Annotated in this window: 21 protein-coding genes and 1 pseudogene; 11 read left to right on the forward strand and 11 right to left on the reverse strand. The window is 35.9% G+C overall.

The features are described 5' to 3' along the window. Positions 1 to 25 precede the first annotated feature (25 nt). Positions 26 to 2,056, reverse strand: coding sequence for a glycoside hydrolase family 127 protein (locus EMTOL_RS03830; RefSeq protein WP_015027952.1), 2,031 nt, complete (start codon positions 2,054 to 2,056; stop codon positions 26 to 28). 75 nt (positions 2,057 to 2,131) lie between these two features. Here EMTOL_RS03830 and EMTOL_RS03835 point away from each other — a divergent pair, with 75 nt between their 5' ends. Further along, positions 2,132 to 2,410, forward strand: a complete 279-nt coding sequence (locus EMTOL_RS03835; RefSeq protein WP_015027953.1) for an Rdx family protein — start codon at positions 2,132 to 2,134, stop codon at positions 2,408 to 2,410. 92 nt (positions 2,411 to 2,502) lie between these two features. Here EMTOL_RS03835 and EMTOL_RS03840 read toward each other — a convergent pair whose 3' ends face one another. After that, complete coding sequence (locus tag EMTOL_RS03840) at positions 2,503 to 3,582, reverse strand: SO2930 family diheme c-type cytochrome (protein WP_015027954.1); 1,080 nt, start codon at positions 3,580 to 3,582, stop codon at positions 2,503 to 2,505. Positions 3,583 to 3,664: 82 nt separating this feature from the next. Next, positions 3,665 to 4,816, reverse strand: a complete 1,152-nt coding sequence (locus EMTOL_RS03845) for a parallel beta-helix domain-containing protein (protein WP_015027955.1) — start codon at positions 4,814 to 4,816, stop codon at positions 3,665 to 3,667. 233 nt (positions 4,817 to 5,049) lie between these two features. Between EMTOL_RS03845 and EMTOL_RS03850 the strand changes: the two genes are divergently transcribed. The 3 genes from EMTOL_RS03850 (at position 5,050) to EMTOL_RS21650 (ending at position 9,079) form a co-directional block, all read left to right on the forward strand. Next, positions 5,050 to 7,629: an FtsK/SpoIIIE family DNA translocase gene (locus tag EMTOL_RS03850; RefSeq protein WP_015027956.1), complete on the forward strand. Its 2,580-nt coding sequence runs from the start codon at positions 5,050 to 5,052 to the stop codon at positions 7,627 to 7,629. A 125-nt stretch (positions 7,630 to 7,754) separates the two neighbouring features. Beyond that, positions 7,755 to 8,402 carry an outer membrane lipoprotein periplasmic chaperone LolA1 gene (gene lolA1, locus EMTOL_RS03855; RefSeq protein WP_015027957.1) on the forward strand — a complete coding sequence of 216 codons (648 nt, stop codon included), beginning with the start codon at positions 7,755 to 7,757 and terminating at the stop codon, positions 8,400 to 8,402. 92 nt (positions 8,403 to 8,494) lie between these two features. Beyond that, a complete protein-coding gene (locus EMTOL_RS21650) occupies positions 8,495 to 9,079 on the forward strand; it encodes a methyltransferase family protein (RefSeq protein WP_015027958.1) in 585 nt (194 codons plus the stop codon). Position 9,080: 1 nt separating this feature from the next. Here the strand turns inward: EMTOL_RS21650 and EMTOL_RS03865 are convergent, their stop codons facing one another. Beyond that, the gene (locus EMTOL_RS03865; protein WP_015027959.1) at positions 9,081 to 9,800 is read right to left on the reverse strand and encodes a hypothetical protein; all 720 of its coding nucleotides are present in this window, start codon (positions 9,798 to 9,800) and stop codon (positions 9,081 to 9,083) included. Positions 9,801 to 9,899: 99 nt separating this feature from the next. On the opposite strand from EMTOL_RS03865, the gene EMTOL_RS03870 reads away from it, so the two are divergent. Beyond that, the gene (locus EMTOL_RS03870; protein WP_015027960.1) at positions 9,900 to 10,508 is read left to right on the forward strand and encodes a 3-keto-disaccharide hydrolase; all 609 of its coding nucleotides are present in this window, start codon (positions 9,900 to 9,902) and stop codon (positions 10,506 to 10,508) included. A 58-nt stretch (positions 10,509 to 10,566) separates the two neighbouring features. Further along, on the forward strand, positions 10,567 to 11,826 hold the full coding sequence (locus EMTOL_RS03875; RefSeq protein ID WP_015027961.1) for an MFS transporter: 1,260 nt from the start codon (positions 10,567 to 10,569) through the stop codon (positions 11,824 to 11,826). Between the two features lie 57 nt (positions 11,827 to 11,883). On the opposite strand, the gene EMTOL_RS03880 is transcribed toward EMTOL_RS03875, so the two are convergent. The 3 genes from EMTOL_RS03880 to EMTOL_RS03890 all read right to left on the reverse strand — a co-directional run bounded on the left by EMTOL_RS03880 (position 11,884) and on the right by EMTOL_RS03890 (position 14,892). After that, positions 11,884 to 12,258 carry a co-chaperone GroES gene (locus tag EMTOL_RS03880; RefSeq protein WP_015027962.1) on the reverse strand — a complete coding sequence of 125 codons (375 nt, stop codon included), beginning with the start codon at positions 12,256 to 12,258 and terminating at the stop codon, positions 11,884 to 11,886. Between the two features lie 134 nt (positions 12,259 to 12,392). Continuing rightward, positions 12,393 to 14,501: a ferrous iron transport protein B gene (gene feoB, locus EMTOL_RS03885; RefSeq protein ID WP_015027963.1), complete on the reverse strand. Its 2,109-nt coding sequence runs from the start codon at positions 14,499 to 14,501 to the stop codon at positions 12,393 to 12,395. Between the two features lie 85 nt (positions 14,502 to 14,586). Then, the gene (locus EMTOL_RS03890) at positions 14,587 to 14,892 is read right to left on the reverse strand and encodes a FeoA family protein (RefSeq protein ID WP_305953169.1); all 306 of its coding nucleotides are present in this window, start codon (positions 14,890 to 14,892) and stop codon (positions 14,587 to 14,589) included. A 212-nt stretch (positions 14,893 to 15,104) separates the two neighbouring features. On the opposite strand from EMTOL_RS03890, the gene EMTOL_RS03895 reads away from it, so the two are divergent. The 5 genes and pseudogenes from EMTOL_RS03895 to EMTOL_RS03915 all read left to right on the forward strand — a co-directional run bounded on the left by EMTOL_RS03895 (position 15,105) and on the right by EMTOL_RS03915 (position 17,774). Further along, a complete protein-coding gene (locus tag EMTOL_RS03895) occupies positions 15,105 to 15,767 on the forward strand; it encodes a heme exporter protein CcmB (protein WP_015027965.1) in 663 nt (220 codons plus the stop codon). 98 nt (positions 15,768 to 15,865) lie between these two features. Continuing rightward, a pseudogene (ccsA, locus tag EMTOL_RS03900) lies at positions 15,866 to 16,534 on the forward strand (cytochrome c biogenesis protein CcsA); the annotation flags it as partial. A 70-nt stretch (positions 16,535 to 16,604) separates the two neighbouring features. Then, on the forward strand, positions 16,605 to 16,805 hold the full coding sequence (locus tag EMTOL_RS03905; RefSeq protein ID WP_015027967.1) for a CcmD family protein: 201 nt from the start codon (positions 16,605 to 16,607) through the stop codon (positions 16,803 to 16,805). A gap of 94 nt (positions 16,806 to 16,899) precedes the next feature. Beyond that, the gene (locus EMTOL_RS03910) at positions 16,900 to 17,346 is read left to right on the forward strand and encodes a cytochrome c maturation protein CcmE domain-containing protein (RefSeq protein WP_015027968.1); all 447 of its coding nucleotides are present in this window, start codon (positions 16,900 to 16,902) and stop codon (positions 17,344 to 17,346) included. Positions 17,347 to 17,387: 41 nt separating this feature from the next. Beyond that, positions 17,388 to 17,774, forward strand: a complete 387-nt coding sequence (locus tag EMTOL_RS03915) for a thiol-disulfide oxidoreductase DCC family protein (RefSeq protein ID WP_015027969.1) — start codon at positions 17,388 to 17,390, stop codon at positions 17,772 to 17,774. Positions 17,775 to 17,915: 141 nt separating this feature from the next. Here the strand turns inward: EMTOL_RS03915 and EMTOL_RS03920 are convergent, their stop codons facing one another. From EMTOL_RS03920 to EMTOL_RS03935, 4 genes are all read right to left on the reverse strand, one after another. After that, on the reverse strand, positions 17,916 to 20,216 hold the full coding sequence (locus EMTOL_RS03920; protein ID WP_015027970.1) for an ATP-dependent helicase: 2,301 nt from the start codon (positions 20,214 to 20,216) through the stop codon (positions 17,916 to 17,918). A gap of 435 nt (positions 20,217 to 20,651) precedes the next feature. Beyond that, the gene (locus EMTOL_RS03925) at positions 20,652 to 21,428 is read right to left on the reverse strand and encodes a TdeIII family type II restriction endonuclease (protein ID WP_015027971.1); all 777 of its coding nucleotides are present in this window, start codon (positions 21,426 to 21,428) and stop codon (positions 20,652 to 20,654) included. After that, positions 21,425 to 22,357 (reverse strand): type II restriction enzyme NmeDI-related protein, encoded by a 933-nt coding sequence (locus tag EMTOL_RS21655; RefSeq protein ID WP_015027972.1) that lies wholly within the window; start codon positions 22,355 to 22,357, stop codon positions 21,425 to 21,427. Before EMTOL_RS21655 ends, EMTOL_RS03925 begins: the two co-directional genes overlap by 4 nt. After that, a complete protein-coding gene (locus EMTOL_RS03935; RefSeq protein ID WP_015027973.1) occupies positions 22,357 to 22,551 on the reverse strand; it encodes a hypothetical protein in 195 nt (64 codons plus the stop codon). Before EMTOL_RS03935 ends, EMTOL_RS21655 begins: the two co-directional genes overlap by 1 nt. Between the last annotated feature and the right edge of the window lie 78 nt (positions 22,552 to 22,629).

The raw sequence follows: 22,629 nt of genomic DNA on the forward strand, positions 1-22,629 counted from the left end.
CCTTTTGTTTTATTCGTTTATAAGTTTATTCAGTAATAATTTCTAAATTTTTGATTCTGGTTGGAAACCAAACACGCATTTCGCCTGAGCCTCGATTGGAGCGAGCATAATATGGAATCAATATTAAAGGTTGGGTTTTAGTTGAAACTGAAGCATTATTTTCAATATTCAAAGCATTGGCCGTACCTTTAAGCGTCATCACTCCATTCAACATATCCGTTTGAAATTCCGCTTGAAAAGTCTGATTTTCTGGCACAACCAAATTCGAAGTTAGACCATTGTTATCTACATATTCTGCACAATAAACTAGCGGTCCTCGCTCAATGGCAATTTTTCCGATATTATCTTTTACTTTTTCATTGGCTACTACTTGTTTTACTTCCATTGGTAAATTCATCGTGAGTTTATCACCTTTTTTCCAAGCTCGGTCAATAACTGCGTAGCCATTCTCTAATTTATATTCAAACGTCTGCCCATTGATAGAAATCTTTGGCAAACCCATTGAGTTAGTACTTGTATAACGATACAAATCCGTTGGAAAAGCCTCTCCCCTAGCCCAGCCTGGAATACGCACCATTAGCGGAAACTTTAAGCCTTTTTTATTCGCAGGTTCAACACCTACAGTTACTACTCCATTCCACGGATATTCAGTATTCTGCGAAAAACTCACATTTTCCTTAGGCATAACCTCTAATGTAGTCGTATTACTCATAAACAAATTAATATACACCGCATTATCTTTCTGAGCATACACATAACCCGGAATAGAAGGCATCAAACGGCAAATATTGGTTGGGCAACACGAACACCCAAACCAAGGAGAACGCTTGTTTTCTCCACTCAATTTTCCTTGCTGAAAATTATATTCCATTGGATTTTCATAATTAAAAGTCTTTCCATCAAGACCAATACCACTGATAAGTCCGTTGTAAAGTGTTCGCTCCAAAATATCAATATACTTAGAATCTCCGTAAGCCATAAACATTCGGTGATTCCAATAAACACTTGAAATTGCGGCACAAGTTTCGCAATAAGCCGAATGATTAGAAAGCTCATAATCAGGCCCGAAGCCTTCCCAGTTGCCAGCTTGTCCGAGCCCACCCGTAATATAAGTTTTCTTTCCAAAAGCATTATCCCATATTTTATTGAGAGCCGAAAGGTATTCTAAATTATTGGTCATTGCCGCTACATCGGCCATCCCTGCATATAAATAACCCGCACGAACTGAGTGGCCAAGAGCTTCCGTTTGTTGGGTTACTGGAATATTATCTTGCCAATAAGCACCTGTCTGCCAAACGGTTGCTTCTTTATCACCGGTTTTCTTTTCATATTTTCTTTGTCCACGACAATCAATAAAAAACTTCGATAAATCAAGATATTTCTGATTACCTGTCACTCGATATAATTTCCCTAAACCAATCTCAATAACTTGATGCCCTGGAGCCACTGCTTTTTTGCCCGGACCAAAAACTGTAAGCAGGTGGTCGGCATTTTTAATGGCGATATCTAGCATATTTCGTTTATTGGTAGCCAAATAATGAGCTGCAGCAGCTTCGTAGAAATGCCCCATATTATAGAGTTCATGACTAAGTTCGTGCTCTTTTTCATAACGAACTTTTCCAATCCATGAATGAGTAGTATCGCCCATCGTACGAATGGTGTATAAATAACCATCGGGTTCTTGTGCCTTTCCAATTAATGTTATGAGCGAATCAATGTAAGTATCAAGCTTGGCATCATATTTTACATGCAGCGAGTAAGATGCTCCTTCAATTATTTTATAAATATCAGAGTCATCAAAAGGATAGATTGTACAGAATTTACCTTTTCTTGCCACAGCCTGCTCGAAGTTTTTGATTCGCCCAGTTTCTTTCGATTTCTGAAACGACCACGGAATCGTAACGGTTCTGTTAATTTCAAGTTTAGGCAACCAAAACTTGTCATCCAACTTCACTTTCGTAAACGGTACTCCTCGATAAGGATAATCTTTTTGAAATTGAGCTTGAGTAATAGTTAAACTAATAAATAAAAAAACTACAGACAGGAAATGTTTCATTGGTTAAGAAGAATTGATTTTTGCTTAAAAATAAGAAATATTTTTTCGTTATTTGTTGAAAACAAGATTAATACAATGAAACCGAAAATTACACTCGAGTACTGCCCGAAATGCCATTGGTTATTACGCTCAGCGTGGATTGCTCAAGAGCTGCTCACAACATTTGAAGCAGAGCTAGGTGAAGTCGGACTTCGACCAAGCGATATTGCTGGAAGTTTTAAAGTTTTATTAAACGAAGAAGTAATTTTTGATAGAAAAAGAGAAGGGCACTTTCCCGAAATAAAAGAACTCAAGCAGTTAGTTCGTGACCTAATTGCCCCAGAAAAATCTTTAGGGCATAGTGATAGAAAATAGGTATGTGAAATGAATTATGAGATACTCACGTTAGAGCTCTCATAAATTCACACTCACATCATTATAGTTACTCAATATACTTTCTTTTTGGGTTACTCTAAAGATTTAATCCACTCTCTGATAAGTTCCACGCCCTCTTTATGGGTTGTTTTACGACCCACTTCTGGCATCATCACTCCAGGGTCGTTCGAATTAAGTCGATAAACAATGATTGATTCATCGGGCTTTCCTGGCACAATATCATATTTCAAGTTTCCTGAACCTCGCCCAGCAGCAACAGGTGTTTTCAAAATTCCATAAGCAATAGGCTCAGTTTCATGAATACTCAAATTTAAACCTGAGGTTTGTGCTGGCCCACCCATTCTATGACAATGGGCACAATTAATATCTAACCAAATTCTAGCACGTGCTTCAAGGCTACCCGTTTCGGGCTTATTCCATACAGGAGCTTTGGGTATCTTTTCTAGGGCAGGCAGACCTGTCAAAACCCCCATATTTTGCCAATTAAACAATTGATTATCAGCTAAATAATCTTGATTACTTGTTGATTGCGGACTATAAATGGATGCTTGTAATTGGCCATTCAATTGACGTGCTGATGGACCAATTGGTGACATTTTTTCGTTTCGATTATGGCATCCTTTACATTGGTTCAAGTTCGGGATTCCATATTCATGTTTTTTCTTTTTACCATTGATATCAATGTAACTCACCTCTTTGGTGTCTCCAGCAACCTCCAAAAAAGCTTCAGTTTGTTCATCGTTCCAAACATAATCAAGGGCTTTCCAACCACTATCTTCATGAATCAACAAACGTGTTTCTATCAGCTTTCTTCCAGCATTTGGTTTACGAAAATCGTTGGGATAATAAAAAGTTTTAATGATGGTTGTTCCAATCGGAAAATCTAATACTTCCTTTTCGTTATAAGTAGCTACTTGATTTTCAGGAATTTTCACAAAACGAAGCTTTTCTGCATAATCCGTAAACAAAGGTGTATTTAATGTATAAGGAATTACCCCTTTGGCTGGCTTTTGTTCAGCAGGATTTCCCTCAAAAAACTGATAATCAGAAAGCTTTTCTTTGGGCATTGTTGCTTCGATATCAGACTTTTGATAAAAAGCCGATAAAGCAAAAATGCTTACAGATATCACTAATAAAAATACTCTTTTCATTTATTAAACTTCTTTTTAGGCAAAACCTTAGTACCAAACACATTTAAAGTGATTTCTCGATAGCACTTTAGGCTCTGACTATTTACTTACAAGCATATTTACTTGCATCACGTATGATATTTTTGAAACCATTTTCGGCATCAATGTTGGCAAAAGTTTCATTCTTGTTGCCTTTGATACAAATGACCGTGTTAGGATTTTTATCATCGACAATACCATCCCATAAGATATGAGGTACATTCTTACCAAATCTTAGTTTAAATCTATAAATTTGTCCGAAACGACCACGGTGTGTAGCCTTGACTGATTCTCGCTCAAGGACATTGTTTTTAACAGTAATTTTCTCTGGATAAGGGTAATAATCTTTGTCTTTAATAGGATTCTCAGTAATGAAATAACTAATTACTCCTACACTCATTGATTTATTATTAATAATCTGATTATCAAATATATCTACATTATTTGCCGCTAAAATTAAAACCCCTGTTCCATCTGGCACTTTGCCAACGATATTACCTTTCGGAGCAAAATTTGGGAAATTATTATGATGTACATTGTTTTTATAAACCTTCGTAAATCCTCCTTTTTTAAGCACTAAATCAGGCAAATCAAATACTAAAATACCTCCCGTATTTTCGGTAGCTTCATTTTCATACACTTCGGCATTGAGCGAATTTTCTATTTCTATACCCGCCACATTATGATAAGCTCTTGAATTTCTTACAATTATATCTTTCGACTGCCCAACGTATATACCTGCGTCAGAAGCACCAATAGCTTCGCAACCTTCAATCAAAACTTTCTCACATTGAACAGGATATAGCCCATACGACCCATTGGTTTCTTTAGGTTCACCAGTCCATTCAGTTTTTACGTTTCTAAAAGTAATGCCGATTACATTCATAGTTTTTACGGCATCGCCTTTTGTATCTTGTACCGTCAAGTCTTCAATGATTATATTTTCGGCATTTGATACTCTAATTCCTTCAGCTCCATCTGTTTGTCCTTTAAAAGATAAAATTGTTTTATCCTTACCTTTCCCTTTAATAATGATATTCTTTTTACCCTCTAATGAAAGGCTCCCAGTAAATGTAAACGACCCTTCATCTAATTGAATCGTTGAGCCATTTTCGGCCATAATAAACTGAGTTTGAATTTTTTTCTGAATATCTTTTTGGGCAAAAGCAATCGAAACAGACAACGAAAGACCCAAAACTGAAATAATTCTTTTCATAAGTTTTAAAAGAGGTTGAAGAAATTTAGTACAAAATAACAATTTTTTGAGTGAATAAATATTTGATAAATGTCAAAAAAAGCTAAAATTCAAATAAAAAAGTAAACAAAACTAAAATATAAAAATCAGCAATAATTGGCCAAAACAGTATAAACTTATTCTATTTTTAAAGTATTTTTATACAAAATACTTATATTTGTCACCAATTTCCATTGCTTTCCTATTGCATAACGATGCCCGATAATAGTAATTCTTTTCGCAAAAAACAGCCACCTAAGGCCAATACTGGCTCTAGTAAAGGCAATCCCTCGAGTAGCAAGGCGGGTGGCAATCAAGTACCGATAGACTTTAATTTCAATAAAGAAAATTATCAACTTGCATTAGGTATTTTCTTACTGGCCTTATCGCTCATACTTTTTTTATCTTTCGTTTCTTATCTATTTACCGGCGATGCTGACCAAGATGTAGTACAAAGAACATTTTGGGATTCGATTAAAAACGCTGATAAAAAGGCTCAAAATATTATTGGATTATTAGGAGCGAAACTATCTCACTATTTTATTTTCGAATGGTTCGGATTAGCCGCGTTCGGCTGGGTTCCAGTTCTCACGTGGGCAGGGTATCGTTTGGTATCAAAAAAGGATTTATTGCCTTATAATTTCAATCGTTTTACAATTTCTAGCATCTTCTACATTTTTTGGACTAGTATTTTTATTGGTTACTTTGTTTGGGTCTTCGACCTTCAGGGGGGGACACTCTGTGGAGGTTTAGGTTATGCCGTTAATCATTTCTTCCAGCAAGCTATTGGTTGGGGCGGAATTGTTGTTATTTTAGTTATTTTGGCGGGTTGGCTAATCTTTTTTCATGGCTTTACTCAATTTGACGATTGGTTTTTTGCTAAATATTTCAAAAAAGATTCAAGTGAAGAGGAAGATGATATTTCAACCGAAAGGATTCGCAAGGCCGTACAGGTAGATATTGAAGATGAACTTGAGAAAACTGATAATTCTTTCCGAAAAGCTACTCCTCCTTCGCCTGTACCAATCATTGACGAAGCTAACTCAATTACTTTAGAAACCGAACAACCTAAGGTTAAACAAGAGGATATTATTGTTCCGAAACCATTTGAAGAAGTTACGTTTGAGATTGAAGATAAAACCAAAGAAAAAAGTACTCTTCCAAATGAACCATTTAAAGGTGGGCCAACCTTTATCATTGAAAATATACCAGAACCCGCACCACCAACCGATACTTTTGGTGGTGATTTAGATGATGATGATATAAATGAGAAAGTTTTGAAGGATTTCGGGCTATTTGACCCAACTCTTGACCTTGGAAATTATCAGTATCCTCCAATTACATTATTAAGTGAATATGGAAATACTGGTACTAAAGTTACGGAAGAAGAACTCGAAGCCAATAAAAATAATATCGTAGAAACCATGCGAAATTTCCAAATCGGAATCTCGAGCATCAAAGCCACCATTGGACCTACGGTAACGCTCTATGAGATTGTTCCAGAAGCAGGAATACGTATCTCAAAAATCAAAAACTTAGAAGATGATATTGCCTTAAACTTAGCAGCTTTGGGTATTCGTATCATCGCTCCAATGCCAGGGAAAGGCACCGTTGGTATTGAAGTACCGAATAAAAATCGTGAAATGGTAACGATGAAATCGGTTATTGCAAGTGATAAGTTTCAAAAAACAAATTTTGATTTACCAATTATTCTTGGCAAAACCATTTCTAATGAGATTTTCGTAACCGATTTAGCCAAGATGCCTCACTTACTTATGGCCGGAGCTACAGGTCAAGGTAAATCAGTAGGTTTGAATGTAATTTTGGCATCTTTACTTTATAAAAAACACCCAGCACAAATCAAATTTGTATTGGTTGACCCTAAGAAAGTTGAACTAACACTTTATAATAAAATTGAGCGACATTTCTTGGCCATGCTCCCAAATGCCGAAGAAGCCATCATCACCGATACGAAGAAAGTAGTTTATACCCTTAATTCGCTTTGTATTGAGATGGATAATCGCTACAATTTACTCAAAGATGCGGGTGTAAGAAATCTCAAAGAATACAATGCAAAGTTTGTGCAACGTCGCCTAAATCCCGATAAGGGCCACCGATATTTACCTTATATTGTATTGGTAATAGATGAGTTGGCCGATTTGATGATGACTGCTGGCAAAGAAGTAGAACAACCCATTGCTCGTTTGGCTCAGTTGGCCCGTGCCATTGGTATTCACTTAATTGTAGCTACACAACGTCCTTCGGTAAACGTCATTACGGGTCTTATTAAAGCCAACTTCCCAGCACGTTTGTCGTTTAAAGTTACTTCTAAAATCGACTCACGTACCATTTTAGATACAGGTGGTTCGGAGCAATTGGTTGGAAATGGAGATATGCTTCTTTCGATGGGCTCAGATATGGTGCGTTTACAATGTCCATTTGTAGATACACCAGAAGTAGAAGAGATTTGTGAATTTATTGGTAGTCAACGAGCTTACGATTCTGCGTATATGTTACCTGAATTCTACGGAGATGAAGATAACGAAACCGTTGAGTTCGATGCTTCTGAACTTGACCCAATGTTTGAAGATGCCGCTCGTTTGATAGTGACGCATCAACAAGGAAGTACTTCATTAATTCAACGTAAGATGAAGTTGGGCTATAATCGAGCAGGCCGTATCATTGACCAACTTGAAGGAGCTGGCATCGTTGGGCCATTTGAAGGTAGTAAAGCACGAGAAGTTTTAGTGAAAGATTTAGAACATTTAGACGAAATTTTAAGAAGATTGCGATAAACAACCAATTGAATTATTTTTGCGTCTTAATTGTTTTAGTGTAATTGAGATTAATAAAAATTAATCTTTTTCTGATAAGCTCTATCTAACTAAATAAAACAAGAGCAATATTAACCATTATAAAGATGAAAAAAATACTCGTTTTAACTGCTAATCTATTACTTGTTAGTGGTTTAGTAATGGCTCAGAAAGATAAGAGAGCAACCGCTATTTTAGATGAAATGAGCAAAAAATACCAAACAATGAAATCGTTTAGTGCCTCATTTACTTATGGCATTGAAGGAACAAATGCCAAACTCACGGAGTCTTATAAAGGCGATGTAACAGTAAAAGGTGCGAAGTTTCGTTTGAAAATGGCAGGCCAAGAGGTTTTTACTAATGGCAAAGAAATGTACTCTTATGTCAAGGAAACGAACGAATGTAGTGTAACAGAATTCAACCCAAATGAAATGGATGCTCTTTCGCCAACTAAAATCTACACGATTTATAAGAAAGGCTATAAATATGTTTTCTTGGAAGAAGTAAAAGAAGGCAGCCAGTTTTATGAGGTAGTTGAGCTTTCTCCAGAAGATAAAACAAGCAAAGTAGCTAAGGTTCAGATTAAAGTTGATAAGAAAGATAAATCAGTGAAATCTTGGAAAGTATGGGATAAAAATGGCAAACGTACTGTTTTCCGTGTCGATAAGTTTATGCCAAATGCTCCAGCCGATGATAAGTTTTTCACATTCGATAAAAAGAAATATCCAGGTGTAGAAGTGGTCGATTTAAGATAATTATCTATAACTTGCAAGCCCTGTTTTCAATGAAAACAGGGCTTTTTTATTTCCTATTATTTTCTAATCTTTGCGAATAAACTCTTATCAATATGCTCTCATTGGCTTTTGCTTGGCTTCTTTATGGAACAATTCATAGTATCATGGCAAGTAATTATTTTAAAAAATTTGCAGCAAAATTATTGGGGACAAACTTTCGTTTTTATAGATTAATCTATAATTTTTTAGCCATTATTTTACTCATTCCTGTTTTTATAATTGCCCATTCGGCTCCTAAAAATCCTCTTTGGCAAGTATCCCTTTTTCAAATAATTATTGGTCAAATTATGAGTTTCTATGGTCTATTTTTTATATTAAAGGCATTAAGAGGCTATGATTTAGGAGAATTTAGTGGATTTGATTTCGATAAAAAACAAGCTAAAAATGAGTTCAAAAATGATGGTTTATTGAAATATATGCGTCATCCCATTTACTTTGGCATTTTAGTATTGATATGGGGAACAGTCATCACCGACGCCTCTACGAGAAGTTTATCGAATGCTATTGCACTGACGATTTATTTATTCATTGGAATATACTTTGAAGAGAAAAAACTAGTAGAAGTATTCGGCGAGGAGTATGAAAGGTATCAACAAAATGTACCAATGCTGATACCTTTCTTAAAATTTAATTTCTAAATCAATTCTGTTCAAATTTTGGTGCTCTACTATCAAATTTAGCGTAATTCCCAGCGACAGTTGCGGCATTTCCAAAACCACATTCATAAGCTTCATCTAAATATATGATACTGGCTCCACCATCAAAAAACGATATTTTTAATAAACACTTGCCGTATTCCTTATTTTCATAGATGGCTTCGTTTTTAAACAATTTTAAACTCGTTTTTTCAATAATTGCTTGATTATAGCTTGGAGCCCCCCTCACAGCTTGAATTTCTAAGATTATTTTATCTTTGCCCACTTGCTGTACATACATATTTCCCGAGCCACCATCTTTGCCAAAATTATAAGCATAAGAACCAGTTACAGATTTTATTTCGGGCTTATCGATTGAAATGATATTATTTTTCTTCATACTAAAACTCATTTCTTTCCCTGCAGGGTTCGACCACCTACCACTAATATCATCACCTTTTTTAGTACCAAAATACATACCTGTGATTTCGGCTTTATCGCCAAACTCATGTAAAGTAAAGTTTTCTTTTTCGAGTGAACCCACAACTTTTATCGGTTGCCCTACTCGCTTATATGACAGTGTCCCATAAACTAAATTAGCATCAAAAGTAAGGACTAGGTTAATCGGGATTTTACTAATGAATCCGTCATAAGTAATCTGTGTAAGTTTTGTCTGGGCAAAGGTTAAATGACATATAAGGGCTAACAAAATAGTTTTTTTCATAGCATTTTTTTAATTAAGCAATGCAAGATAAAGATTTTCGCTTTTCTTTGTAAAAAAAATATTCTTCCATAACCAAACTCTTATCAACACTAACACGACATGAAACTTAAATCAAGTCTTTCGTTATTTATTTTGTTATCACTTTCAGTAGTGAGTTTCGCACAAAAAGGAAAAAAACAAACACTTTTCAATGGAAAAGACCTAACAGGATGGAAAATCTATGGTACCGAAAAATGGTACGTTGAAGATGGTCTATTAGTATGCGAAAGTGGCCCAGACAAAGAATATGGCTACTTGGGAACTGATAAGAAGTTTAAGGATTTTGAACTTACTTTAGAGTTTAAACAAGAAGCCAATGGGAATAGTGGTGTTTTCTTCCACTCGTCAATTGAGGGTACTAAAATTGCCGGTTGGCAAGCAGAAGTTGCTCCTCCAGGGAGCTCTACTGGCGGCATATATGAGTCTTACGGACGTGGCTGGTTAATAAAGCCAGAACCAGAGAAAGACAAAGCCCTAAAAATGGGAGAATGGAATAAAATGACTGTAAAAGTAGTAGGTAACCAAGTAACTACTTTTTTAAATGGTACACAAATGATTACCCTCAACGATGATAAAATAGGTGCAAAAGATGGTTGCATTGCCCTACAAATTCATAGTGGCGGCGGTATTAAAGTAAAATGGCGTAAGATTAAAGTAAAAGAACTATAATAGAACACATAGCCATTATTGGGTTATACGTTTCTTATACCTAAACCTAAAACTATTTATGAATCAAGAAAAAAGTACGTTTCAGCACCTTTTTAGCTTACCTGTAATTGTAGCAGCATTAGGCTACTTTGTAGATATTTATGACCTCCAGCTATTCGGAATTGTGAGGGTTCAAAGCCTTGAAAGTTTAGGACTCACCACAAAGGAGGAAATTTCATCAATTGGTACCAATATCATTAACTTTCAGATGATTGGCCTCTTATTAGGAGGAATTTTATGGGGGGTACTTGGCGATAAGAAAGGTCGTCTTTCAGTACTTTTTGGTTCAATCATCACTTATTCATTAGCTAATATTTCTTGTGGTTTAATTCCACACATTAGTTTTATGGATAAGATTGAGGCTTACAAATGGTTACGCTTCATTGCAGGTATAGGTCTTGCAGGTGAATTAGGAGCCGGTATTACACTTGTATCCGAAGTTTTACCTAAACACCTACGTGCCATTGGAACTTCTTTGGTTGCGGGTATTGGTCTTTTAGGTGCGGTAGTTGCCACTTTTACAGTAAAACTTTCAGGCGACTGGACAATTGCTTATTTCATTGGTGGTGGTTTGGGTGTTGCACTCCTTCTTCTTCGTGTAGGTGTCATCGAATCGGGTATTTTCAAAGAAGTAGCTAATAAGAAACACGTTCAAAGAGGTAACTTCCTTTCTTTCTTTACTAACTGGAATCGCTTTGTCATCTACATGAAATGTATTGGTATTGGCCTTCCAACATGGTTTTGTATCGGAATCCTCACTTATTTAAGTAATGAATTTGGGGAAGCCTTAGGAATTACTGAAAAAGTTGACCCAGGTTTAGCCATCATGTGGGCTTATATTGGTATTTCTGTTGGTGACTTTTTCAGTGGTTTTATCAGTCAGGCCATGCATTCTCGCAAAAAAGCAATTGCAGTGATGATGGCTTTTGCATTAATTGGTGTAGTGGTATTATTATTTACACCAACTGTAAAAAGTGCGAGCATGTATTATGCCATTTGTTGTTGGTTGGGCTTAGGAACTGGCTACTGGGCAATGTTTGTAACAGTAGGTGCCGAACAATTTGGAACTAACCTTCGTGCCACTGCTGCCACAACCGTTCCAAACATGGTGCGTGGTACAGTAGTTTTAATGACAACGCTTTATAAATTCTTTAAGCCAGACCAAGGTGTCATTATTGCTGGAGCAATTGTTGGGATTATATGCTTTGTTTTAGGCTTTTACTCTACTTTGAGCATTCCAGAAACGCATAATAAAGATTTAGACTTCTTAGAAGAGTAAGAATTTAGAAACAGATAACTAAAAAAGCGATGAGAACCCATCGCTTTTTTTTGTGAATTATAAATCTTCAAACCTCTCCAACATCAAAACTGAGGCTTGTGGTAGAATTACATATTTTTCGCCTTCGTATTGTACTTCAATAGCGTGGCGTTGGAGATAAATGGCTAAATCACCTTCTTGAGCTTGTAAAGGCATATACTTTACTTTTTCTTCTGTCTCTTTCCAAGGTTCATCGTCAGTCGGGGCTGGTAATGGGTATCCTGGCCCTACTTTAATTACATAACCACTTTGAATTTCTTCTTTTTCGGTAACCGTTGGGGGTAAGTAAAGTCCCGAATTTGTTTTATCTGATGGATTTTTAGGCTTCACCAAAATCTTATCGCCTACTACAATTAATCTTTTCAATTTATTATCTGATGTTACGCCAAGCATAAAATTATTATTGAATGATAGAATGAATGTTGAATAAATAAATGCTACACGAATCTAAACAGAAAATTATATACTAACGGTTCTCTATATTCTCAATTCTCTTGACTTTTGTCTCGAATCTCTTGTCTAAAAAATTAACTCAAAAAATGGTAAACTACAAATGCTGCTGTATAGGCCAAAACTGACATATAAACCAATTGAATTATTGGCCACTTCCAACCCTTAGTTTCACGATATACTACGGCCAGTGTACTCATACACATCATAGCAAATACGTAGAAAATCAAGAGAGAAAAAGAAGTGGCGATTGAGAAAGTGGGCTGACCTGTTTCGGCATTTACTTCATTTCTTAATCGTTCTTTGATAGTTGTTTCATTTTCGGCATCGGCCCCAATACTGTAAATGGTTGAAACAGTACCTACGAAAACTTCACGTGCGGCAAATGAAGTAATTAGAGCTATACCGATTTTCCAATCATAGCCTAAAGGTTTAATGGCGGGCTCGATAAACTTACCAAAATGACCCGCATAAGAATTTTCTAATCTAACGGAAGCTAATTTTGAGTCTAATTTATCTTGCTCAAGTCCTTGACTTTGGGCAATGACTGCTTGTTCTGCTTTTTGAATTTTATCACTTGGTCCATAAGAAGCCAACACCCAAAGCACCACCGAAATAGCAACAATTACTTTACCAGCTTCAAAAACAAAGGTCTTTACTTTTTCTAAAATTGTAAAACCTACTTGTTTCCAGCGTGGCTTTTTGTAGGTTGGTAGCTCCATGATAAAATAGCTTTTTTCGCTCGATTTTAGCATAAACTTCATCAACCATCCAGCGATTAAGGCCGAGAAAAAGCCTAATAAATATAAGCCCATCAAGGCAACCCCTTGCATATTAAAAAAGCCTAAAACCTTAGTAGTAGGTACAACCAGTGCAATAAGAATCGTGTAAATTGGTAAACGTGCCGAACAACTCATAAGCGGAGTAACCATAATTGTAATCAGGCGGTCTTTCCATGAGCCAATCGTACGAGCCGACATAATGGCGGGTACAGCACAAGCCATACTCGAAATAAGAGGTACAACCGATTTTCCACTCATACCAAATTTACGAATGAGTTTATCCATCAAAACAACTACACGAGCCATATAACCCGATTCTTCTAAAATCGAAATGAATGCAAAAAGAAAGGCAATTTGAGGGATAAAAATCAAAACTCCACCAATACCTGCTACCAAACCATCAGTGAGCAAACTAACTAATTGATTATCAGGGAGATTTGTTTTCAGGAAGTCATTAACAATAGCCACCCCTTGGTCAATCCAATCCATTGGAGTTTCAGCGATTGTAAAAACTGATTGAAAAATAAGGAACAAAATACCTAAGAAAATCACATAGCCCCATATTTTATGAAGCAAAATTCGGTCGATTTTCTCAGTAATTGTTTGTTTTTTTACACCTTCTTCAATAATTACTTCAGTGAGGGTTCCACCAATATCACGATAACGCTCAATCGTTTCGGTAGATTGAAACTTATCTGGATTGAACTTCAACTTCTTTACAATACCTTCTAATTCTCTTTGCTGACTTTCTCCCAAAAACATCAATTTAGGTGCCTGAGCAGCATATTGTAAAGCTAAATATTTATTTTCTATCCCAAATTTTTCTTTTACTGCCTCAAATACCTGTTCAGTTTTAGAATCGTAATTAGTTGGGTTAATATGAGCCTTTCGGTGTTGTAGTTGATTAAAAATCGTATGTTTCAAACCTTCAATTCCGATACCCTCTCGGGCATTTAATTCTACAACTGGAATGCCTAAAATCTTTGAAAGTTTACCAGAATTGATAGAAATACCCGACTCTTCGGCCACATCGAGCATATTAAGGGCTAAAATAGCAGGTACACCTAAATCGCTGATTTGCTCAAAAAGAAGCATATTACGTTTTAGATTGGAGGCATCGGCTACAACTACTGCTAAATCGGGATAATCAGGGTTTTGAGGATTAGCTAAAACTTCGAGCACTACCTGCTCATCGAGGGAATTTGGATAGATACTATACGTACCTGGAAGGTCGAGTATCTCAACATCCATGCTACCACTTAGGCGGCAAAAACCAACTTTTTTATCGACGGTTACACCCGGAAAATTACCAATTTTTTGACGCAACCCAGTGAGTTGGTTAAATAGCGATGATTTCCCCGAATTGGGGTTTCCGAGTAATGCAACAACCTGTTTATTTTTCACAAAATTAATTTTAGTCGAGAGTCCAACGACTTGGACGGTTTTATTTTAATTTTCCAGCCAAATTTAAGTATGCTCGCACACCATTTTATTTAATGACAATGGTAGCTGCTTCTCGTTTTCTGAGTGATAAATGGTACCCCGCTACCGTTATACCTACCGGACACCCCAAAGGTGCAATAAAATCGAGCGTTATCTCGGTATCCGGTAAACACCCCATTTCGAGTAACTTCAACGACATTGCATCATCTTTGAAATGATTGATAATTCCTTTCTCCCCTACTTTTAAATCGGCAACTGTTTTTTCGGCTTGCACCATTACTTTATTTAGACTGATTTCAAATAAACGTAAAATTAGGCTTTTTGGTTCTAAAATAAAAATGATTTTCATCATCGAAATTTTATGTAGACTAACAAGTATCATCAAAAACTATCCTCAGAAACACTATTCAACAATCTTTGGGTATGATGAATGCTAACGAATGCAGAAAGAAAATTACTGAAAAAGAATAAAAATCATAAAAATGCTATTTGTTTGAGTAGTATCTTTGCGAGCAAAAAACAATTTCAGAAATCGGACCGCCGACGCGGTTGCTTTACGAAACTATGCAAGAACTCAAAGCACTTATAGAAAAAGAAATCAGACTTGAATGGCGACAACGATACGCCCTTAATGGCATGATTCTCTATATCGTGAGTACGGTTTTTGTTTGCTATACCAGTTTTGCCTTGAAAGCAAAAGGCATAGAACCAATTACATGGAATACACTTTTTTGGATAATTTTACTGTTTACGGCCGTTAATTCTATCACTAAAAGCTTTACGCAAGAACGTGCCGGACGCCAACTATATTACTACACTTTGGCTAGTCCACAGGGAATTATCCTTTCTAAAATTATCTATAATATAGTCTTATTACTAGTGCTTTCATTGATTGGTTTTGCTATTTATGCAGCATTCATGGGCAATCCTGTAGATAATTTACTGATGTATCTGACGGCGGTTATTTTGGGGGCGATAGGCTTTTCATCAACACTAACTATGGTGGCTGGCATTGCTTCAAAAGCAGAAAATACTTCTACTTTGATGGCGGTTTTGAGCTTTCCGATAATTTTACCGATGTTGTTGATGCTTATTCGACTATCAAAAAATGCGATGGACGGACTCAATTGGAGCACAAGTTATGATGAAATATTGACACTTTTGGCCATTGATGCCATTGTGATTACGATAAGTTATTTACTGTTTCCTTTTTTATGGAGAAGTTAGTTTCTAAATTCAACACGAACCATTAAAGGAAATTTATTTTTATGTTAAAATTTCGCAGTTTATAATGATAAAACAAGCTCCTTTTAAGTAATAGGAGCTGCATGATTGATATGAAAAAAGCTTGGTGGAAAATTTTGTGTGTGGTAATTCTTCTTTACACACTTATTCAAGGGCTAACGGGCGTTGTACCACGCCAGCCAATTTTAAACGAAACCATTCGAAATGTTTATTTTCACGTACCACTTTGGTTCGGAATGATGACCCTCATGACTGCCTCAATGTGGTTTGCTATTAAATACCTTCGTAATGGACGAGTTGAAGATGATGAGTATTCGGTAGAATTTGCCAATGTGGCTATTTTCTTCGGAATATTAGGTTTTATGACTGGCTCTCTTTGGGGACAATTTACTTGGGGAGATTGGTTACCGAAAGACCCCAAAATTATTGCGGTTGAAGTAGGCTTACTCATTTATGCCTCGTATTTTATTCTCAGAAGTTCGTTTGAAGATGAGCAACGTAAAGCTCGTCTTTCTGCCATTTATAATATCTTTGCTTTTGCTACTTTTCTTCCATTAGTTTGGATTTTACCTCGCTTGACAGACTCTCTTCACCCCGGCAATGGTGGAAATCCTGCTTTTGGTAAATATGATATGGATAACCACATGCGAATGGTATTCTACCCTGCCATTATCGGTTGGACACTATTAGGCGTTTGGATTTCAAGTTTACGCATTCGCATTCGTATCATAGAGCGTTTGAAATCCTAAAGTAAACTTATTTCTATTTTAGAAATAAGCGGCAAAAAATATTCGTTTTATCTGTTAAAATTCAATAATAATGAAAAAAATATTCTCGTTTTTAGTATTACTTTTTACCTCTTTTAATCTTTTTGCTCAAGAAATTGAGATGGCCGATAAAATGCGTTCAGAAGGAAAGATTTGGGTGGTTGTAGGTGTTATTACAATTGTTTTTATCGGAATTATTACCTATTTAGTTTTGTTAGATAGAAAGATAAGCAAGATTGAAAAAAACTTGTAATAGTCAAAAGTCTGGGAGAAACAAATCTCAACGTTTATTAGTAAAATAAATATCACTCGTTTGCTTTAAGACGACTGATGCATCAATTTAAAACATGAAAAAATCACATATCATAGCTCTTGGAATCATTGCTGTGGCTATCGCAATTATTATCTCAACGGTGGGCGATGCCAGCACTTATGTAAGTTTTGGTGAAGCCGAACAAGTGGCTAAAGAAGGGAGCACTAAAACCATGCACGTAGTAGGTACTTTGAAAAAAGATGCTGCTGGTAATTTTGTAGGTATGGTTTATGAGCCATCTGTTGACCCTAATCATTTTGAGTTTGTAATGGTTGATTCACTTAATTATGAATCGAAAGTAGTGTATAGCCAACCAAAACCAACCGATTTAGATAAATCTGAAAAAGTTGTGGTTGTAGGCAAAATGGATTTAGCCAATAAATGCTTTAAAGCTGACCAAATTTTATTGAAATGTCCATCGAAATATAATAATAATACGTTAGAAGCAGAAGAACCTAAGAAAGAGGTTTCGATGAAGTAAAGTTAGTATTTACTAACATTCCTCCGAAAATTTTGCAAAAAATGACTATCCTATTTGATGGTGTTTGTAACTTCTGTAATGCCTCTATCAATTTTGTGATTGATAGGGATAGTAAAGGAATTTTCAAATTTGCAGCACTACAATCGGAGGTAGGGCAAGAAATTCTCAGAAAATTCTCTTTAAAAACGCAAGATTTTGATAGCATAATTGCCATTGATGGTGATAATGTTTTTCAAAAATCTGATGCTGCTTTAGAGATTGCCCGAAGAATGGATGGTTTATGGAAATTATGCTATGTTTTTAAAGTAATTCCATCATTTTTACGTAATCCGATTTATGATTTGATTGCTCGAAATAGATACAAAATATTTGGAAAAACTGAAGCCTGTAGAATTCCTACTCCAGAATTAAAAGCAAGGTTTTTATAAACTAAAAAAGACGCAAATATGATTTGCGTCTTTTTTAGTTTATATCTTACCTAATTTTAATTTTTGTAATTATCGAATAAATTCGATGAATAATTGGAACAAAGGATATTTTAAATGCATACAACTGAATAAATTCAGTTCTTATGATTCCACAATTCTAAGTTTAGCAAAACTCAACAATAATGTTTTATCGCCTTGTGTATTAAACTTTATGGTGGCTTTACGATCATTGCCATTTACTTCCATTTTAGTCACTACTCCAAAACCAAACTTCGGGTGTTCAACTTTATCTCCTGTCTTAAGATTTGAAGTATCACTTGCCACAAAATCGGCAGTTGGCGTGTGGTTTACTGGTGGTGAGGTCTTTTGAACTTGCTTCAAATTAGCTATTAAACTCTCTTTTTTTGTAAAGCCTGATGGTACTATTTTGGCTGGTTCAGTTCGGTCATTGCGAGACTCTTGATTTCCGTAAGAAACAATTCTGCTTCTTGAAATCTGTAAATAAACAGGGTCGATTTCTTCCAAGAATCGACTTGGCTCACAGTAATTCAAACGGCCATAGTTATATCTGCTTTCTGCATAGCTAAGGGTTAATTTCTTTTCAGCACGCGTAATAGCCACGTAGAATAAGCGGCGTTCCTCTTCCAAATCGCTTCGTTTTGAAAGCATCATTTGCGAAGGAAACAAGTTTTCTTCCAACCCAACAATATACACATTCTTAAACTCCAAACCTTTTGCACCGTGAATTGTCATGAGCGTAACTCTATCTGTATCTCCATCTTCGTCTTCTTGGTCGGCAGTTGTCATGAGTGTAACTGTCTGTAGGAATGCACTAAGACTTGTATCTTCGTTCTCTGGATTATCAACGAATTGCTTAATCGAGTTAAGTAATTCTTGTAAATTTTCATAACGAGCCAAACCTTCAACCGTTTTATCATCGTAAAGTTCCTTTAATAAGCCCGAGGTTTTGGCAACGTATGCTGCTACTGTATGAGCATCTTTGCCTTCCTCCACCATTATTCCATAACTTTTGATAAGCGTAGCAAAATCATCAATTGTTTGGGCAGCACGGCCCGCTACGTATTGATTAATATTGCTAACTACTTCCCAAACCGATTTATTATTCTCGGCCGCTGTCACTACAATTTTTGCAACCGTTGTATCGCCAATTCCACGTTTGGGTAAATTTATGATACGTTTGAAAGCTTCTTCATCATTTTGATTAATCGTAAAACGCAAATAAGCCAAAAGGTCTTTGATTTCTTTGCGTTGATAGAATGATAAACCACCGATGATTCGGTACTTGATATTAAGTTTTCGTAAGGCTTCCTCAAATGCTCTCGATTGGGCATTCGTACGATAAAGAATAGCAAAATCGGTATTTTTTAAGCTATGAGTATTTTTTTCTTCAAAAATACTGGTAGCAATCAATCGTCCTTCTTCGTTATCAGAAGCGGCTTTAATTACTTCAATTTTATTACCGATTTCGTTCTCTGAAAAAATATTCTTTTCTAGTTGCTCTTTATTTCGGGCAATAACTGAGTTAGCAGCATTAACAATGGTTTGGGTAGAACGATAATTTTGCTCCAACTTAACTACTTTCAAATCTGGATAGTCGGCCTTGAAATTGAGGATATTTTGAATATTTGCCCCACGAAAGGCGTAGATACTTTGGGCATCATCACCCACGACACAGATATTCTGATTGACCGAAGAAAGCTTACGAGTAATTAGATACTGAGAAACGTTGGTATCCTGAAACTCATCGACCATCACATGCTTAAATTTGTGCTGGTACTTATTTAATACATCAAGGTGGTCGCGGAAAAGTACATTGGTATTATAGAGCAAATCATCGAAATCCATGGCATTTGCTTGAAAACAACGTAAAACGTAAGTTTTATACAAACGTCCGATTTCGGGCATGCGGGCTGCCTTGTCATCTTCAATGTAAATCGGATTATTCAGATAAGCTTCCCACGAAACCAAGGCATTTTTTGCACTTGAAATTCTATTTAAAACGTAGTTTGGCTTATAAGTTTTATCATCTAAACCCATTTCTTTGATGAGACTTCGCATCAAAGACTTAGTATCGTCGGTATCATAAATGGTAAAATCTGAGGTGTATCCGAGTCTTTTTCCCTCAAAACGCAAAATTTTTGCAAAAACCGAGTGAAAAGTTCCCATCCAAAGGTTTTTGGCATCGCTTCCAATCACCGACTCAATACGATGACGCATTTCGCCAGCAGCTTTATTGGTAAAGGTAAGTGCTAATATATTAAAAGGGTCAACCCCTTGCTCAATCAACCAAGCAATACGATAGGTAAGCACGCGTGTCTTACCCGAACCTGCCCCTGCAATAATCATCAATGGCCCTTCGGCATGTGTAACTGCTTCTCGTTGTGGTGCATTAAGTGTATCTAAATAATTCTTCTGAGCCATTCGTTCGTTCCTCTTTTTTTAAACTGCAAAGATAATCAATATGCCTTGCTAAAAAAACTACCGTAAAACCTAAAGGTTTAAAAGAATATGATGTAGTTAGGGTAATTATCATTCTATGACCTCAATCTTATCTTTAAATACAGTCTCACCAATTTATGGGTATTGCTATGAATATTTTGCAGTTTTGCGAAGAAGCGGATTTAGGAGCACTAAACTGTCAATAAATCACAAAATTTTATGCGAGGTAGAATGTTCCATTAACCACTGAACCCGTTTTTTGCAAAACCGCTTTTAACAGTTCGTGCTTCTTTTCTGTCGTGTTGTTGTCTGTCCATCTTGCAGTGTCTTTGTGCGTTGGCTTGGTGGCTCTTTTGCAAAACTTGGCTTCAGCGTTGGGCTTGTGCGGTTTTGCAAATGTGACACCAAATGCGTTGGCTATTGTCTGTTATATCTTGCAAAGTATGCATCAATTTCTGGTCTTAGCTCTAAACCGATTCTTTCAAAAATGTCAAGTAGGTCTGTATATGCACCTTGTCCACCAAGAAAGTCCCAAAACTCTGCTGCAACTTTTAATTCATTGTCTAAGTCGAGCATACCACGCATTGTCCAACGGTTGTATGGTTGTGGTTCGTAAGGATTGTAAGGAATTGCAATAATGGTCTGAACATTTGCCGTTGGATTGGCTGCTAATGTCGTTGCCACCCATTCTAAAAGTGTTCTTTTAAATTCTTTAAAGCCACCTGCATTGGGTTTAGCTGTTTTGATGTCGAATAAATAAATTGTTCCGTCATGTCCAACAAGCTTTACATCAACTTTGGTTGGCTTCACTGTTTTCATTTCTCCGGTTTGGCAAACTACTCTGATAGCATTTATCTCTTCAATCTTATTTGGTGACGAAGTTGCAACAGCAAGTCCATCCATGATATTTTGGATTACTCTGTGAGCTTCTGAAGAAATTTGATTTCCTGCTGTTTGCTGTGATTCGGCACTTGCAAATGTTGATAATGCCAATGCTTTAGCAACTGGTTCAAAAATACTTGTCCCAAAATTTGTGTTTAATGAATGTATAAATGAAAACAAAGCCATTCTGTCCTGACCAAGTAGCCTTGTATGAAAGGGCATTACTGCTGGTTCAGGATTATAATTTTGGAATTTATGTCTTAAACTGTTTCGTAAAACTGTTTCTACTTGTTGAATTTGTTGTTGAGTTATAGCCCAATATCAATTCTCAATTGTTTTAAATTTAATTCAGCAGAATATAATTCACCAACTAAATCATTTGCAATGAATTTATATCTATTCTGATATTCTGTAAATGAATTAATGACTTGAGAATATTTCTTTGAGTCATTTGCTATTACATACAAGCCAACATTTGAGTAGTCCATTAATGTTGCCATTCTACCCACTCCACTCCAAACTCCTGTTGAAAGTTCTACTTCAAAAGCATATTCAGGAATAAAATTGTTACCTCTAGGTTTAAACCAAATCACATCAATTTGTCTTAATAAATCATAGTCAGAGAATTGAAGTTCTGGACAAGTTTTAAGTGTTGCAATTTCATCAAGTTTTCTGTCGTTAAACTTTTTTGATTTATCAGGACAAAATGTTTGAAAACCTCTGATATTTCCTATTTCCAACAAACGCCCCTGCAATACTGAATGTAAGCTTTCTTCAACAGTTTTCGGCTTTTCGTTCTCTTCAAATATTGGTGGTGATAAAAGTAAATTCCAATTATTGATAAATGTTTTGCACTCAAGTCTATTGCCTCTTCCTGATAAAACAATGTTTAGGTCTTGGTCAATATTGATTTTATACTCTCCGTTTCTATCGTGACTAATTTGGTGAAGATGCTTGAAAAGTAGTTTTGCAGGAATAATAATTGTTCGTTCAACAGAACCACAAATAAATGCAATGAAGGGATTTTCAAGATTGGCTATTTCCTCAACTGTGATATAATTAATCCCAAAAAAATATCTTCTATTTCCATCTGATGAAGCTCTTACTAAAACATTAGCTTCTCCAATCTTATAAGTTCTTGACTTCAACACTTTAATCAATTCAACATTTGCATTGAACTGTTTTGCCATTTCCAAAAATGACTTTGCCAATAAATCTGATGGTGATATTTTTCTATCCATTATTGTTTTTTATCCATTAGTTCAAAGAAAATTCCCCAATAAGTGTGTCTTAAATTTTCTCCAACACCGAATTCAAGTAGTTTTTTCGCTTTCGCATATTCTTCTTCATCCATTTCTCTGCCTAAGTAATGAATTGCTTCTTCTTGAAGGTCTTCTTTTGTTATTGTAAATAAAATTTCGTTATCTGTTGCCATAATTATATGTGTTTTGAATTTGCGTTAGGGATTGAAGTGGAAATCCTTTTTGTGAGGAACGAACAAAAAGATTGGAAC

The organism is Emticicia oligotrophica DSM 17448 (genome assembly GCF_000263195.1).
Taxonomy (GTDB): Bacteria; Bacteroidota; Bacteroidia; order Cytophagales; family Spirosomataceae; genus Emticicia; species Emticicia oligotrophica.